Annotated in this window: 16 protein-coding genes; all 16 read right to left on the bottom strand. The window is 43.2% G+C overall.

Going from position 1 to position 16786, the window contains the following annotated elements:
* Positions 1-16 precede the first annotated feature (16 nt).
* On the bottom strand, positions 17-634 hold the full coding sequence (locus IQP38_RS02700; RefSeq protein WP_005375238.1) for a glutathione S-transferase family protein: 618 nt from the start codon (positions 632-634) through the stop codon (positions 17-19).
* A gap of 14 nt (positions 635-648) precedes the next feature.
* On the bottom strand, positions 649-1683 hold the full coding sequence (locus tag IQP38_RS02705; RefSeq protein ID WP_017635294.1) for an NADP-dependent oxidoreductase: 1035 nt from the start codon (positions 1681-1683) through the stop codon (positions 649-651).
* A gap of 151 nt (positions 1684-1834) precedes the next feature.
* A complete protein-coding gene (locus IQP38_RS02710; protein ID WP_017635293.1) occupies positions 1835-2434 on the bottom strand; it encodes a TetR/AcrR family transcriptional regulator in 600 nt (199 codons plus the stop codon).
* Positions 2435-2484: 50 nt separating this feature from the next.
* Positions 2485-2805, bottom strand: coding sequence for a N(4)-acetylcytidine aminohydrolase (gene yqfB / locus IQP38_RS02715; RefSeq protein WP_005385855.1), 321 nt, complete (start codon positions 2803-2805; stop codon positions 2485-2487).
* A gap of 67 nt (positions 2806-2872) precedes the next feature.
* On the bottom strand, positions 2873-3268 hold the full coding sequence (locus IQP38_RS02720) for a VanZ family protein (protein ID WP_017635292.1): 396 nt from the start codon (positions 3266-3268) through the stop codon (positions 2873-2875).
* Between the two features lie 2 nt (positions 3269-3270).
* Positions 3271-4578, bottom strand: coding sequence for an oligosaccharide flippase family protein (locus tag IQP38_RS02725; protein WP_017635291.1), 1308 nt, complete (start codon positions 4576-4578; stop codon positions 3271-3273).
* Positions 4579-4586: 8 nt separating this feature from the next.
* Positions 4587-5618, bottom strand: a complete 1032-nt coding sequence (locus IQP38_RS02730) for a glycosyltransferase family 4 protein (RefSeq protein WP_017635290.1) — start codon at positions 5616-5618, stop codon at positions 4587-4589.
* Positions 5615-6448, bottom strand: coding sequence for a putative capsular polysaccharide synthesis family protein (locus IQP38_RS02735; protein ID WP_005375258.1), 834 nt, complete (start codon positions 6446-6448; stop codon positions 5615-5617). The genes IQP38_RS02730 and IQP38_RS02735 overlap by 4 nt, the downstream gene beginning before the upstream one ends.
* A 20-nt stretch (positions 6449-6468) precedes the next feature.
* Entirely contained in the window at positions 6469-7716 is a 1248-nt protein-coding gene (locus tag IQP38_RS02740) for an O-antigen ligase family protein (protein ID WP_017635288.1), read from the bottom strand.
* Positions 7682-8734: a glycosyltransferase gene (locus tag IQP38_RS02745; protein ID WP_005375260.1), complete on the bottom strand. Its 1053-nt coding sequence runs from the start codon at positions 8732-8734 to the stop codon at positions 7682-7684. Before IQP38_RS02745 ends, IQP38_RS02740 begins: the two co-directional genes overlap by 35 nt.
* A 2-nt stretch (positions 8735-8736) precedes the next feature.
* Positions 8737-9546, bottom strand: a complete 810-nt coding sequence (locus tag IQP38_RS02750) for a putative capsular polysaccharide synthesis family protein (RefSeq protein ID WP_017635287.1) — start codon at positions 9544-9546, stop codon at positions 8737-8739.
* On the bottom strand, positions 9524-11704 hold the full coding sequence (locus IQP38_RS02755; RefSeq protein WP_193837292.1) for a GumC family protein: 2181 nt from the start codon (positions 11702-11704) through the stop codon (positions 9524-9526). The genes IQP38_RS02750 and IQP38_RS02755 overlap by 23 nt, the downstream gene beginning before the upstream one ends.
* Before the next feature lie 15 nt (positions 11705-11719).
* Positions 11720-12253 carry a polysaccharide biosynthesis/export family protein gene (locus IQP38_RS02760; protein ID WP_017635285.1) on the bottom strand — a complete coding sequence of 178 codons (534 nt, stop codon included), beginning with the start codon at positions 12251-12253 and terminating at the stop codon, positions 11720-11722.
* Positions 12254-12265: 12 nt separating this feature from the next.
* Positions 12266-13471, bottom strand: coding sequence for an outer membrane beta-barrel protein (locus IQP38_RS02765; protein ID WP_017635284.1), 1206 nt, complete (start codon positions 13469-13471; stop codon positions 12266-12268).
* A 10-nt stretch (positions 13472-13481) separates the two neighbouring features.
* Positions 13482-14882: an undecaprenyl-phosphate glucose phosphotransferase gene (locus IQP38_RS02770; RefSeq protein WP_042521578.1), complete on the bottom strand. Its 1401-nt coding sequence runs from the start codon at positions 14880-14882 to the stop codon at positions 13482-13484.
* A 423-nt stretch (positions 14883-15305) separates the two neighbouring features.
* Complete coding sequence (gene malK, locus IQP38_RS02775) at positions 15306-16424, bottom strand: maltose/maltodextrin ABC transporter ATP-binding protein MalK (protein WP_005375271.1); 1119 nt, start codon at positions 16422-16424, stop codon at positions 15306-15308.
* Positions 16425-16786: the final 362 nt, after the last annotated feature.

Genomic DNA, 16786 nt, shown 5'->3' on the forward strand with positions numbered 1-16786 from the left:
GAAAGGGGGGAAGTAATTAAGAGTACTTCACTTCAAGTTGTTCAGCTTTTGCAAATGCTGGGTGTGTCGCGAGCTGTTTCCCATAACGTTCAATATTAGGGAAGTGATTAACTAAACCAAACTTTTGAACCAATTCGACAATGAAAGACATCATGATGTCAGCGCCAGTCAGACGCTCTTCTACTAGGTAAGTTTTGCCTTCTAAGGATTGCTCGAAGTAGCCTAGTACATTCATTGCTTCCTTGTCGGCATAGCCTGATAAAAACTGAGTTTCATTTGGCTCTTTACTTACGAAGATTTTTAGCAGCATAGGTAAAATTGCAGAGCTTTCTGCAAAGTGCATCCATTGCAAATATTCTGTGTGTGCTTTTGTACCGCGCTCAGGAGCAAAGGCTCCGTCACTGTATTTCTCAATCAAATATTCGGTCATTGCACCTGACTCAATGATAATCTCGCCGTTATCTTCAAGAACAGGTGACTTTCCTAATGGGTGAACACTTTTTAGTTCTGGCGGTGCCATGAAGGTCACGGAATCACGGACATAGGGTACAATTTCGTAATTTACATCTAGCTCTTCAAGTAACCAAATGATGCGCTTTGAACGAGACTGATTGAGGTGGTGAAGTTTAATCATTTACATATCCCTTTTTATAATGGGTCGTTAATCTGTACTACAAGTTTGCCGAAATTCTTACCTTCCAACAGACCGATGAATGCTTCTGGCGCATTATCCAGTCCTTGTACTAGATGTTCGCGGTATTGGATCTTTCCTTCTGCCAACCATTGATTAATATCTTGCGCAAATTCACCGTAACGATGTCCGTAATCATCAAAAATGATGAAGCCTTGCACCTTGATTCGTTTGGTCAGGAGCTTACCCATTAGTAATGGAAGGTGGTCGGTACCTTCAGGCAGCTCTGTCGCGTTGTACTGAGAAATCAAACCACAAAGTGGGATACGCGCGTTTGTATTCAGAAGTGGCATTACAGCCTCGAATACTTTGCCACCTACGTTTTCGAAGTAAACATCGATACCTTTGTCACAGGCATTTCTCAGTTGTTCTGCAAAGTCTTCAGCTTTGTGATCAATACACTCATCGAAGCCAAGCACCTCTTTAGCGTAACGGCATTTTTCTTCTCCGCCTGCTATACCAACAACTCGGCAACCTTTGATTTTACCAATTTGACCAACTGTTGCGCCTACAGGCCCCGTAGCAGCTGCTACCACGATGGTTTCCCCTGGTTTTGGCTGACCAATGTCGAGTAAACCCATGTACGCGGTAAAGCCAGGCATTCCTGCAACACCTAGCGCGTAAGAAGGATTTTGCGGTTCTTTACCAAGTTTAATGACCATCTCACCAGTTGAGATAGCGTAGTCTTGCCAGCCAACAGTGTAGGCAAGAACCCATTCACCTGCTTCGTAATCTGGGTGGTTTGATGCTTCTACCTGACAAACTGTACCACCGACCATTACGTCATCAATTGCAACAGGGTCAGCGTATGATTCGGCATCACTCATGCGACCACGCATGTATGGATCTAGAGATAAATAAACCGTTCTCAATAGCATTTCACCCTCTTTCGGAGTCGGTTTCGTTACCTCTTCTAAACGAAAGTTTTCTTGTGTCGGTGCACCATGGGGACGTGACGCGAGTACGATTCTGCGATTTGTTGCGTTAGTCATATCTATCTCACTTGTTGATTAGACCGGTCGTCTAGTATTTGTTTCAAAATATCCCGCTTATGTAAAGCGGGAAGGTTTACTGTGTTAACACTGACGCTTTTTCTGACAGTGAAACGTGTGTAGGGTGTTCATTCTGCTTCCACGCCGCCCGTTATGGGCAAGTGCGCGTATTCTGCAGTAAGTGTTGAGTATAGGTCAGACTTTGCGTCAATGCTGCCTGATCTTGATAAAGTTTGTTCAGCAAGCTAGCGCCATTCCAAAGGTAGTATATCTGCCTTGCTAATAACGCACTGTCACCATTGGGGATTGAGCCATCTTTAATGCCGATGTCAATGCAATCCGCTATCGCTTGAATGGTTTTGTCTGCTCCTTGGCGTAATGCCAAGCGCATTGACTCAGAGAGATCGGAGACTTCTGCACTTAACTTAACCAATAAACATTTGTTCGCATTACACACGTCGTCTTCTACTTTGACCATTTCTTCGAAATAGCTCATTAGGCGTTGGTAGCCACTCAGTTCAGTATTGGTAAAGCGTGCGTTTAAACGCTCAAAATACTTAGTAAAGTAGTCTTGAATCATCGCTTCACCAAATTGTTCTTTGGACTTGAAGTAATGATAAAACGAGCCTTTTGGCACTGCGGCCTTTTTTAATAGCTCTGAAAGACCAACACTCGTGAACCCTCGGTTTACGATCAACTCGTATCCGACGTCGAGAATATGTTGGCGTGTGTCATTCGTCTTTGCGTTCATGAAGTGTACTATAGAATGAATTAGACCAGTCGTCTAGCCTTTGTTGTGGGTTATTTAATCAGCTCATACTCAATAACAAATAGCGTGTCGGTATTTGGGTAGATTTCTCGAATTAACTGCTTGAGTTTTGGTAGTTCGATGGCTTCTTGTTCTGCATGAAACTCATTAATATCTTCAAAGTGAAGTGGTTCTACAGAACGTATCTTGATATCGCAGACTTTACGATCCGTTTCTAAGGTAAAAACTTCGACTTCTGTATTGGGAACGTAATGGCTTTCTGATTCATCTCGAATCGTTATCGTCTTTTTGCCTGACGTGATCAACGGGGTTAAGAATTCAAAAAAAGTAATCTTGGTTGGATGAGATGGCATGATGTACTCGTTAGTCTGGTTGTTTGGCGTAATTATATACCCAAATCCCCCAGAGATTCCTGTATTACTAGAACGATCGAGTGCGGATGAAGCGAATTAACTTGGCACTAAAGTAACCTGAGATAACGCCTATCCAGTTGGTGCTGAGATCATCAAAACTAAATGATCGATTTGGAATGAAAAGTTGGCTTATTTCTTCCATTGAAACGATAGCTAACAGCAGTAGCAAAAGACGAATTCCAAAAACGTCGGTTTTATTCGAGCTCACCAGAGAAGGGAACGTGAAGACCGATAAAAAGCCGATCAATAAACTGAAAGTAAAGTGAAGCGTACTCGAACCGCCTAAGTAGGTTTCCATTTGCAGGTAAGCAGTATGGTGTAAGTCAGAGCTTTTCCACAGAGAGAGTGAAGCGGTTAGCGTCAGGACTAAAACAAAACTCGTGCGTGCCAGTATTAAAGCCATAATTAACCTATTGGAAAGAAGCCTAAGTAACGTTTTACAAAATACAGTGCTGCTAAATTCTGGATAGCCATGCCAATTGCCATTGCCCACGCTGCACCAATCACCCCAAACATTTGGCAAAGCGTAACAAGTAGGCAGATAGACACCATACCTGAGGAAATTGTAATGTATTTCATGGTTCTCTCATGACCGCTCATTAATAATAAAAAACCTACTGAACCAGTCGCAACATTGACTAACTGCCCCAGAGAAAGGACGACTAATAGTGGTGCCGCGGCGAGAAACTCCCCACCAAAAAGTTGCATTACAAACTCGGGGAAGAGGGTGCAAATAATTACGGGTACAATCGCTAAACCAACATTGGCTCGGCACGCCAAGCGGCTCAGATTCTGCAGTTTGCGCATTTGGCGCTCTTTGTAGAGAGACGCAAACATCGGGGCGACCACAAAGTTAATGGTAATCAGCACGAAGCCAATCAGTAGTGATGTGCGTTGGGCTGCGGCTAACAAACCGAGTTCCGCTGTTGAGATAAAAAAGCCCGCAATAACAAGGCTTCCCCACTGAAGAACATTCGTGAAGATACTGCCAACCCAGACTTGCTTGGCAGAAGCGACCATTTTTTTGTTTGGTACGAAAGCCGATGTTTGATATTGATCTGAGCCAAGCCAATTGGCACTAGATATGACCGCGACACCTATGCTCGCTAAAAGCAGTGCGGTCATTAGATTGTTGATATTTTGCTGACCGATATAGTCTAGGGCAAAGACAAAAATGACCATCAACATGCTTACCCCAAGCTGCAACGCAAACAGAGATGATACAACTTTTCTACATGCTTGAAGCACCCGACTGTTGGTTTGCGCAAGCACCAAGAAAGGTATGCAAAGCAAGCATAAAATAATCGCATACATTGGTGATTGAGTCTGGTTTAGCTGCTCTGGAAACAGATTAAATCCTGCCAACAAAACGCCAATGGCGAGCAGGCAAAATGCCATACTTCGATAAAGTGCGGTTTTATAGTTTTGGCTTTGTTCAAGCTTCTCTTTGTTATTAAAAGCGATCGCATTGTAACGAACTAACGAAACATCAAAACCTAGCTGAGAAACGATAGCGAGTAGCGAGACTAGGTTGAATAAAAAGAAAAATTGACCGGCCGTCGAAGCGTCACTGGTCTTCGATACAATCAGAGTCAGTAAAAAAGCAAATAGCGCACTCAACACACGCGTGATTGCGGTTTTTAATCCGGTAGATAACAAGCTTTTTTTACCGCTGGGCATCAACAGTAATTTTTGTTGAACAGTGTGAAACATAGGGGCATTTAACCGTAAAGTTTATTGAGTGCGAGGCGCTGCTTTTCTTCACTGAAGGCATCGTTTAATTCTGCTGTATACTGGCGAAAATCGATCTCTTCATAATGATTGACACAATGCGCGATCTGCTTGGCCATTTTTTCAGGTGTGAGCGCTAAAAACGGGTAGTTGAGATCTTTGGTTGCGCCGATGGTCCGAATAACCATAGGAAGATGTAACTTGGATGCTTCTAGAATGGTTAACGGCATCCCTTCCCATGCTGCAGTATGTAGATAAAGGTCTGAACCCTTGAGCTTTTCAACTACCTCATCGCGAGGCAGCATACCCGTTACATCCACATTTTCAGTACGTAATTTCTGTTCGAGTACTTGGTCACCGCCACCTATCCATGTGATCTCTATCGGGCGGTTAAGCGCATACCGATTAAGGAACTGCAATGTGCTGATAAGAAACTGAGGATCTTTTTGGGGCGCGACACGACCAAGTACAACGAGCTTCAGCGCTTCTTGCTTGTTTCGCTCTATACGATCTTCACTTTGATAAGACACGTAGTTATTGAGCAGTTCGGCACGTTTCGCACCAATGCTAATGGCTAGGTCACACTCTCGTTGGCTACAGCCTGCAACCACATCAATTTTGCTCAGTTTTACTTTCTCTAGTGCTTTATAGATCTGGCGTGCAAGCTCTGAGATATCTTCACGTTCGAAGGCATAACAGTGCGGTGTGTAAACCAAGCGTGCCTTGCCAAGCTTTAGAAATCGGCCGAGAAATCCTGCTTTACTCGAGTGCAAATGCACGACGTCGGGACCAAGTGATGCAATCATGTGGTTTGCATCGCGAATAAATTGAAGCAAGCCGCCTTCTACCCACTTTGTCTGTACGAAAATGTGGTGGTTGTTCTCATTGGTCAAGTCGTTTTCTCGGGCTCTGGCTAGCAAGAAATGCTGGTAAGGCTCGTCTCTGGATGAGTGAACATAACTATAGAGGGCGGTTTGAACGCCACCTCCAAACGCTTCTGTAACATGGAGTACTTTCTTCATGATGATTTTGTCCCTGGTGTTTGCATCCATTTGTGTTTAAAAGCATCACGCTCTTGCTCTGAATAAACGTGGCGATACAAGGGAAGATCGTACATATAGAACAGTTTTGAGAAGTCGTAGTGATTCTTAAAGTGTTGGTGGATATTGGAGTACCACTTGTTTTTCGCTTCGTTACTGTTTTTCAGCACGAAGTCTTGCAACTCAAGAAACTCACCGATTTCTTTATCAAGAGAACTGAGCTGTTCGCATTTGATTAGCATGACGTTGGCCTGATCGTTCTGGAATGTGAAGAAAGGTTGAGTGTTGTCCAGCTCTTGGCGCATCACATCGATATTGAAATTACGCTTTAACTCGTTGTCGAACCAGTCCGCAAAATAGTTGAGATTGATATAGTTATCAAAACAATGCTCGAGGTGCTGATACGTGACTTCCATATCTCGGTGAATTGCATCGTTCTTTTTGCCTTCGATAAATTGCAAATGGAGATCTTGAAAGAAGCGAGAAAAGACAGTTGCGATTGGATCGCGGACCAGAGTAACGATTTTAATCTGCTCGCGTTTTTGTAAGATACGTTTTCGCTGCTTGAGCACTAAGCGATAGAGTGCGCGGTTTCGGAAGTCGAAGAATTTACTCACGTCTTTTTTATTGTGATACATGTGAAATTCTTCGTGATCATCAAAGGTGTGGATGTGATAGCTCGGGATATTTTTCTCCCCTAGCGTGTGCTCAATTGATGAGGAGCCAACTTTGCCCATTTGGTAAACTAAAACAAAATTATCAGCTTGGAGTTCTCGGTTCTTTTCAAATTGTCGAGAGATTGAATACTTCATCTATCCTATCCTATCCTTGATTATTCATATTCGTGGAGATGGTTTACCGGAAAAGTATGAGCAATGGCCCTTGAGTCGTTGCTCATGCTGATCATGACGGGTAACAAGAGTATTAAAATTATGGTGGTGTTTACCGCAACGAAAAACACCATGATGAGGGCGTATATCGCAAGTAATAGGCTTTTTCTGTTTTCATTAAGACTACGGAAGCAAAAGCGAATAAAAAGAAAATAACCACCAAACAGCAGACCAATACCAAGCAATCCGTATTCAATTGCGGTATCTAACACAAAGTTGTGGGTGTAGATCGCCAGCTCATCATAGTTAAAGTAACTGATCATAAAGTTGGGTAACATTTTCGCGCCGACACCTAACACTGGGTGTTGAAGTAAAATATCTAGCCCATTGGCAAGTAAAAGTTTTCTATGAAGATTCGATACCCAGCGGGCTTCACTTTGGTTGGCAAATAAGACGTCTTCTTGGGTTATTTCCAATGTGTCTGCTAGAGTTTCAAACCCAACGTAGAGTGTGGTTGTGACGGCAGTAAACACAATGAAGCTCAAGGCTAATAAAATCGCCCACGTGTACGTTTCGCTGAGCGATTTTTTCATTAAGTTTTTTACGAGCAGTTGGTCAAAGAAGAAAAGCAGACAAAAACCAAGTAGCGCTTTTCTTTCTTGTGACAACACCAGTAATACTAAAGCTACGAGCGTCAAAAGGTGGAAAGCGCGAATTTTATCTCGATAAAGGTACAGTAGTGAGCACAGTACACCGAACCCGTATTTACTTACCCCGAGTAACTTAAACCCGCTTTGATAGCCCTGAGCAAAGTGCCATAAGGCAACGAGCGTACAGATGAAAAACAACAGATACGTGAAATATACCATTACCCGTTCGTCATCAAACACGCCATAGGCGTACATTAGGCTCAGTAGGCACAAAATCGCTAACCATTGCACAGTTTCTATAACTAGCGGCATTAAAGGGACGCGATTTAGCAGACCATTTATGAACACATACCCAGTGAACAATACGAGGAACCCCATACAGGGATGCATGAGTTTTTCAGCTTTTCCTTCCAATACCACTAATGCAGTAAAACCAATAGACAAAAGGCTTGCGATGTCAGATGGGGCTAGCGCTATTCCTCCAGCACGAAACTTCATTGGAATAAAGAACAATGCTAATAGGCATGCTGCAAGCAATGAGGCGCGATGGCTCGATGGCGCGGAACTATTTGTTGGCGCAAAGCTGCTGGTAGATTCCATAGTAACCTTCACGAAATTTATCGATGGTGTAGAGAGAGGCCCTATTGACTGAGTATTGACTTGCAGCGTCGTACCGCTCAACACTTTCACATAGCTGGAGCACTTTTTGGCTCAGTTCAGTGGCGTTACCAACTTGAAATAAATATTCGGCACGTCCGGTGACGTCATCCAAACCAGGTACGTCCGACGATAGTACGGGTAAGCCTGCTGCCATCGCCTCAACCGCCGCCAAACCAAAGCCTTCGACGTGCGACGATTGCACGTAAATATCCATGTCGTTCAAAAAGGCTGGAACGTCTGAAACTACGCCATGAAAGTGAACACGTTGCGCGACGTTGATTTTTGTTGCCAATGCTTGCAGTGACGATTTTTTTTCTCCATCTCCCGCAAGGTGGAGTTCGTATCGTCTTGGTAAATGGATAAGTGCTTGGATAAGCGTTTCATGGTCTTTATGTTGGTGAAGTCGGCCCACCATTCCAATCTTGATAACTGGTTTGTCGATTAGGTGGCTGGCGAATCTTGGCGTCATAGAAAACCTTTTTAAATCAACGCCATTGTGCACCACGTGATATTTATGTTGATAGCGAGGCATGAACTTCACCAGTTCATCTTGTACTTTTTCACTAATACTGACTGTCAAGTCGTGGCCCCAATATAAGACGTATTCCATGAACTTAAACAGCGGATAGTCACGTCGACGGTTATAAGAACAGTGCTCAGTCTGGATTCGTTTTTTACCTACCGCCAATAGCGCTAGGTAAATGGAAGGGTAGAGGTGCCCGTGAACGACATCCGGCCAACGCAGCAAAGAGAATTTCTCACTCAATGGCAATGTGCGCCAGTTAAAACACTCTATGCCTTGGGCGGATAGCATTGGTAAGTAATCATTTTCATCACACAAGACCAAAATTTTGATTTCGTATTCAGGCTTATGTTCTAAAACAAGGTCGACTAAGAACTTCTGAGCACCGCCGTTCTGAGAAAGATCATTGATAATATGTAGAATCTTGGTTTTCATGATTAATTGGTCAGATATTGCTGTTTAAGGTCGGTGATTTCTGCATTTGAGAAAAAGTGCTTCGTCAATTTAGAATTCAGCATTTCTTCAACGTACTCGGGTGTAGGTTGAAATTGCGTTTTGAATTCTTTCATTAGTGGCGAGTACCATTTGTTGTCTGATTGATTTTCATAAACAACATCCACGGGGTAACCTAAAAAGTCTTCAACTGCGGAGTTAGCCTGCGTTAGCTTGTCACTTCGAATGACCAACAGTGAGAAGTTATTGTTATGGTATGTTTGATAGCCTACTTCGTGATTAAAAGACTCGTTAAACACATCAATCCCTGTTAGTTGTTTGATCTCGTTGTCAAACCACTGCAGCGCATATTGATGATTCATGTGCTTATCAAATGCTTCTTGGAGTAATTGCGGTCGTTCGGTACGTATTGCGCTGTCATCCTTTAGATATTTGTCCGCCATCCAAAAAGGAAGTGCTTGAAAGAACATTGAGACATTTCGTCCGATCGGTTCACGCACCAGCGAGATGATTCGAACTTTTTTCTTGCGCTTTAACATTTGGCTCATTGTTATGCGCTTTAGTCGTCGCTTTAACGCATTGATCTGAGGCTTATGCAATTGCGCTCTAACAGGGGATATTTGTTTTTGCGCATCGACAGTCATAAGGTCGTGCAAGTGAATCGAGTTAGGAATGGAATGCTCTAATGCACTCGAACCTACTTTGCCCATTTGATAGATCAATACCGGTTGTTCTTGGCTTTTCAAGGTTTGGTACCAAGATAGGTTTACGTTAGTAGGCGTATTTCTGGACATAAAGCGTCTCTCCTTCCTTGGCCTTGGCTTGTGTGATTAAGACGCCAAGAGATGGAACTGAGTGTTGTATTTGTTTAGATAACGCAAGGTTAACCAGTGATGATTTTGTTGATTCTGAGCGAATGACGGTAATCAGACCATTGGCATACTGACCAAGAATAAGTGCGTCACTCACTGACAGTAGGGGCGGTGTATCGATAATGATCCGGTCATACTTATTTTGAAAATGTTCGAGCAACTTTTTAAAGCGATCAGAAGCCAGTAATTCCTGTGGGTTTGGCGGAATTAGGCCGGCCGGTAATACATCTAAGTTGGCTTCTTTTATATGTGTAATACAATCTTTGATTGGCGTATCCATCGTCAGGATATGCGTTAAGCCAGGGCTTGATTCAGCAATACCGAATCGCTTTGCGATGGAAGGTCGACGTAAATCGCAGTCGATGATCAACACCTTTTCCATTTTTGAAAACGACACCGCCATATTGATACTGGTCGATGTTTTTCCTTCTTCTGGAATAGCAGAGGTAAAGGGCAATATCTTTTGCTTCGTGTTGGTTAATCTGAGCAGAAGCGAGGTTCTGACGGAGCGGCAAGCTTCACTAAATAGCTTTTCTTCATCATCTAAATACGCGGTATAACTGACGCCGTTTTTACGCAAATTGCGTTTTTTGACCATAGGAATCACACCTAAACACGTAACACCAAGTTTTTCCTGCACATCGGCTGTGCTTCGGATAACTTCTCGCATCGTTTCTAAGATGATGACTAGAGCGCAAGCAATGGCAAAGCCAAAAAAGGTGGCAATCAGTACCAGTTTGATTCGTTGTGGTGCCACCGGGAATAGAGGAATGATGGCTTTATCAGTAAAGCGAGCCGTGACATTCTTGTAGTCGCTGGTGGCGTTGGTCTCTTTCTCACGATTTAAGAACGCTTCATAGAGTGCCTTATTGGATTCAACCTCGCGTTTTAACTGTTCGTAACGCGCTTTTTGTGACCCTAACGATTGGAAGTCTGACTTTTTGTTATCGAGTTCTGCTCGAAGCATGTCCTCTTGCGCTTTTGCAGCAAGAAGGTCTTGTTGCTTACTGAAGGAAATGTCACGGATGAGTTGCTGGGTTCTTGATTGAATTTCAGCAAGCTGTGCTTTCGCCTGAATCATTCGATCATGCTTAGGTCCGTAGCGCTGTGCCAGTTCAGAGAGATTTTTGGCTGCCTGTGCTTCCGACAATTTTAGATCGCGGATTTGCGCTTGATTAGCGAATTCATCAATTGACAACAAGCTGTCTAAACTTTGCGAAGATTTACGTCGTAACAGTTGGATTAACGTCTGCGCTTCAATACGCTTATTAATAGCGATATTCAGCTTGCGAGTGAGTTCTTCTAGCTCATTTGCGTAAATTTCATCAATACCATTTATATCGATCAACCCTTCTTTTAACAAGAATTCTTGCAGCGCTTGCTCCGAGTTACGTAATCGCTCCTCCAATTTTTGAGAGTTATTTGTCAACCAAGTAGCCGCATTTTGTGTAACGACCAATTTGGCTTCAAAATTTGCGTCAATGTAGGCTTGGCCGACCGCGTTGGCGATTGTCGTCGCAAGCTTAGGATCGGTAGAACGAAAGCGAATTCTGACTAATTGGGTGTTACGTACTGGCTCAATATCGAGTTTACTTCTGAAAGCTTGAAGTGCCTGATAATACGACTCTGAAAACTGGGCGGTTTCTTTTGGGCTTGGTGCCACATTCAGTAGGTCTTGAACAAAAGGAATCGACTTTATTTGGTCGATTTTTTTATTTAACCCCCCTGAGCTTGTGAACTCAGGTAATTGGGTGAGGTTCAGCTCTCTAATGACCTTATCTGCAATATGATTCGATTTTAAAATGGCGATTTGCGTTTGAAAGTACTCTTTTTTTGTCGTGTCGACGCCATATACTTCCTCGATTGAAAGGGCGCTTTTTTGCTCCTCTTGGATGAGTAGCGTAGCTGTAGCTTGGTATATCGATGCTTTGGAGTAGATATACCAAGTACAAGTTAATGAGAACAGAAGCGTGAATGCTGCGATGCTTAGCCAATTCTTTTTAATCGCTTTGAAGTGATGGCCAAAACGAATCAGTTCTACTTTGTTCATCTGGAGATTATTTGGATGAGTCCCGTTCATTTGATTCCCTGTCACTTAAAAGAAGCTCTGGTCAATAAATACAATGTCACCAGGTTCAACGTTGCGGTGCATACTGACCCCTTCCATCGTTTGACCTGTTTTATGCTTGGTGAGGTTAATGCCTTTGCGTGAGGCTCTGTCGGTCAAGCCGCCTGCTAGAGCGATGGCCTTCTCTATGGTTAACCCTGGACGGTACTCAAATCCACCTGGTTTCCGGACTTCGCCATTAACGTAAAACAGACGAAAATTATTGATGGTGACCATCACTTTTGGATTGATGAGATAATCGCCTTTTAAGCCCGTTTCTATTTCGTACTTGAGTTGTTTTGGTGTTTTTTTGATTGCTTTAATTCGGCCAAGGTAGGGGTAATCAAAGTAGCCATCTGACGTTATTAGAATATTTTTAATCGTAAGATCTTCTTCACCATAGACCTGCACGGAAATGGTATCGCCAGTATCGAGTAAGTAATCTTCCTCGTTTGAGTCAGCGTTGACCAAAGTGCTAAATAGCAACAACGCTACACTTATGAATTTGATGAATGCCTTCATTAATAATCCTTTTTACAGAGAAAACTGTGCGCTTAAAGTCCAAATATTTTGTTCGAAGCTATAATCCGATCGGCTAGAGTTTTTATCTTGGTATTGCCAATCGGCTTGCAGTTGTATCCAACGTTTGATCTGATAATCGATACCAAAAGATAGAGTGTACCGATCGTCGTTTCTGGAGATTCCCGTGTAATCATCTTGTTGATAAACAGCACCTAAGCGAGTTGCAAGGTAACTATTCCAATCGTGCTTCAGGTTCAGTCGGTAACGAGTTTGTAGGTTGTAATCGCCATCTTGATCGGGGTTAACCGCCGCTTGAGTGGTTTTCACGCTGACTAGAGTTTGTTCTTGAGGCAACCATTCAAAGCCGATATCCCAACTAAAGCCTTTAAATGTCTCTCGTTGAGCGCTGTCAAAATCTTTGATTTGATAACCGAGTCGAGCGATGCCTTTGGTTTTTCCTGTGACTTCCCATTCGGCACCGGTGTAATAGAAACTGGTGTTGTTATCTTTCGATGGCTGCGCAGAATTTCGGTGCTGATACTCGGTTACGATTTGGTTTGTTCCGACTAACCAATAGGTTCTTGGCGTAGCTCTTAAATAGAACTCCAAATGTGCATTGGGAGCTCGAAAATCGTTGTATTTAGTTTTAGCGTTTGGGCGCCCAGGCAAGCCGTCACGATAGTTTTGATAGGTTTTATCACTATAGCCTAAACCGAATTCGAGTCTGCCTTTGGCACCGTTAGATCCAAAGACATAATTGGTTTTTACATCGTTACGGTTGAACTCTATTGGTGAGTCGATTGCGCTACCATTACCTTCGGTAATGTCTTCTCCTCGAACTTCATGCTGGGCGCGAAAACGGTAATCAACCACTAAACGATGACGATGATTAAATTCGAAAAAGTTGGAAAACTGAAAAGTGTGGTCGTCGAAGTCGTTGCGATCGTCAGATGAAAAGCCAGCTTTTAACTTATATAAAATATCTGCGCGATAGCGATTCCGTTCTATACGTGCTAGTAAGCTTGGTTCTATACCCCAAATATTGACCGATTCTACATTGCCGGATTTTTCCGCTTTATTGATGTTGTCATCTCCCTCGTAGAAAGTTTTTACGAGGGGAATCAACTCTATACCAGACTCGGTTTGGTAAGCCATCGGTTCTGCGAGCAAGTCAGTAGAAAACAGACTCAATGCTATTGCCATTGTCAGTTTCTTCATAATCTCAACCTTAGTAAGCGTTAGCACCAGTGAAGCCTTTGAAAACGGTCATAAAGATGATTTTGATGTCCATCCAAACCGACCAATGGTGGATGTAATCCAAATCAAACTCGACTCTCTTTTCCATTTTTTCTAAGGTGTCGGTTTCGCCGCGATAACCATTAATCTGCGCCCAGCCAGTAATGCCTGGTTTTACTTTGTGACGTAGCATGTAGCGATCCACGATCTGACGGTATTCTTCATTGTGTGCCACGGCATGAGGGCGTGGGCCGACAATAGACATGGTCCCTTGCAGTACATTGATAAATTGAGGTAGTTCGTCCAAAGAGGTGCGACGTAGAAATCCGCCAAAAGGCGTAATACGAGGATCGTTCTTTGTCGCCTGTTTCACGTTGGAACCTTGATCCATGGTTGTCATTGAACGGAACTTCCAGACTTCAATCTTGCGTCCATCAAGACCGTACCGATGTTGTTTAAAGATGACAGGGCCTTTAGACGTTGCCTTAATGCCAATCGCAATGACGAATAGAATAGGGGCGATTAAGACCAAAATAATGCTCGAAAACAAGATGTCTTCAAACCGTTTTACCCAAGAAGAAATTCCAGCAAAAGGTGTATCAAAGACACTTAGTGTTTGAACTTGGCCGATCTGCGCCCAACGAGAATGTAAAAGGTTATAAGTGAAGAAGTCGGGAATCAGATACGTATTTGCGGTGGTATCTGAGAATTGGTTAAGAAGTGACGCAATGCGCTCTTTTGCGTGCATTGGCATCGCGATATAGACGTAATCTACTTCCCCTTTTTTAGCTCGCTCAAGGGCGTGGTCAACAGCTCCTTTAATAGGATAATCAGAATTTGGCAATCTGTCGGAAGATCGTTCGTCGTAAAAGCCATCAAAAAGCACGCCGTGTTCTGTGTGGTTTTGAATTTCGTTAGCTAGGGTAATGCCGTGAGGAGTTTGGCCGATGATGATTGCAGTGCGAGTGTTGAATCCTTTTTTTCTCAAATAGGCTAATCCGGTACGGAATGTTACTCGCCATGCCAAAAGCAGAGCGGGCGTAATCGCAAACCACAGCGCTAAAATTGTGTTATCAAATAAGGTATGGACTTCAGAAAAATACAGCACAACAAAGATAAGTGCAGAAGTCACCGCCCAAGCAACACAGACAATAAACATCTGCTCTTTAAACGAACTGGTTCGCCAAGAGCGATACAGATTGCCGCTTTCTGCCATAAATAGAAAGGAGATGCCTCCAACGAAAGCCAATATGACGTAATCTTTCCCCATCGCAGTATTCATGTCTTTGAACACTAAAAGCAGCATAAAAGAGACGATGACAGCAAGATCTGAGATGCGATATAAAAAAGCGAACTCCATCTCATGAGAGCGGATAAGTCCTTTTTGTTTCATGACTCAGTTTCCCTTCTGACACGCTACCGCCCTTGGGTGTCTTCCCCAATTGCCGTGTCGTGAACGTTATTAGTAGTTGGTGCACAGAGCATTCTGTTGAATGCTACTGAGTTTTTTTGTCACGTGTAATTTCGTTGATAAGTGTAAAAATTTGCGTTGTTGAGGTAAGTGGAAATAAGAATGATATTTAGCCCTTTGGCTAAGTTTGGCGGGTTAGGAAAAAGCTGGTACTTACTTATGAGGAATGAGGAAAAGTATTAAAAATGAAGTATCAGTACAAAGACAATGGTTTATGTGAGGGTAGAAGAAACGGGTGATTTGATTCGTTCACGATTAATGATTTAGTATCGAATTGCTGATATTTATTAAGATAAAAAAATCCCTCTCACTTGAGAGGGATTTTTTTGAGTAATGACGAATGAACTATTCGACTTCTACGCCGTTTTCTTTGTATAGGCGGCGGCATGCGCGACCATCACTGTGGAACAGGTGACAACGATGAGCTGGAATACCGATCTCGATTTTATCGCCAGTGTCGACTGCAAGCGTGTCCGGCTGACGGAAAATAACGTCGGCGTCCGCGCCTTCTAGATTTAGGTATACTTGAGTTTCGTTACCTAGCTTCTCAACAATCATCACTTCACCGTGAATACTTGCATCAGCTTCAGAAGCGGATAATAGGTGCTCAGGGCGAATGCCTAAAGACATTCGGTCGCCGCGGTTAACTGTTGTACCATCCACCGGAATCCAGAAAGATACGCCGTTAGATAGTTGAACTTTGACGCGCTCTGCTTCTACTTCATCAATGAATACGCTCATGAAGTTCATTTTCGGAGAACCGATAAAGCCAGCTACAAAGCGGTTTTGTGGGTAATGGTAAAGCTCAAGCGGCTTACCAACTTGCGATACATAACCGCCGTCTAGTACAACGATTTTATCTGCCATTGTCATCGCTTCTACCTGATCGTGCGTAACGTAGATCATGGTACAACCAAGTTGGCGCTGAAGTTTCGTGATTTGTGCACGCATGTTTACACGCAGTGCCGCATCCAAGTTTGATAGTGGCTCGTCTAGAAGGAATACATTTGGCTGCGATACCAATGTTCGGCCAATCGCCACACGTTGACGCTGTCCACCAGAAAGTGCTTTTGGTTGGCGCTCAAGCAAGTGGCCTAGTTGTAGGATTTCTGCTGCTTGTTCAACACGCTTGTCGATTTCTGCTTTGTCTGCTTTTGCTAGTTTCAAGCCAAATGACATGTTGTCATATAAGTTAAGGTGCGGGTAAAGAGCGTAAGACTGGAATACCATACCAACACCACGTTTGGATGGTTCGACGTCATTCATGCGCTGGTCACCAATATACAAATCACCTGAAGTAATGTCTTCAAGACCGGCAATACAACGTAAAAGTGTAGATTTACCACAACCTGATGGACCTACGAAAACAACAAATTCACCTTCGTTGATTGTTAGGTCTACGTTCTTAGAAATCAGTACGTCGCCATACGCTTTACAAACATTTTTTAACGTGACACTCGCCATGTAGCTCGTCCTCGATCAATTTTTTATTATTCACCGCTCATCATTATATGAATTATCTAGCGAGCAGTAACAGTAGGAATCGGTAAGTTCTTGCGGTTGGTAAGAAAAGTAGGGTAGCACTTCAATAAAATGTCCTGAATAGAAGTGCTACCCATCATAGCCAAGTACGAGTTTCTCTCCCCCACATTATTCGTATTGTCTCCCCCGTGAAATAATTACCACAAACAACACTAATAATGACATTCCACTCGTCTGGCAATGCAAAACCAGCAAATCTTTTTCCTAATACGTAGGCACTGCTGGGAAAGGGTTCTTACCATCCACTCTTGGATGACTGCAGTTTCTAAGATTGTGCGTAGTGC

This window comes from Vibrio sp. OPT41 (assembly GCF_015163595.1).
Lineage (GTDB): Bacteria > Pseudomonadota > Gammaproteobacteria > Enterobacterales > Vibrionaceae > Vibrio > Vibrio alginolyticus.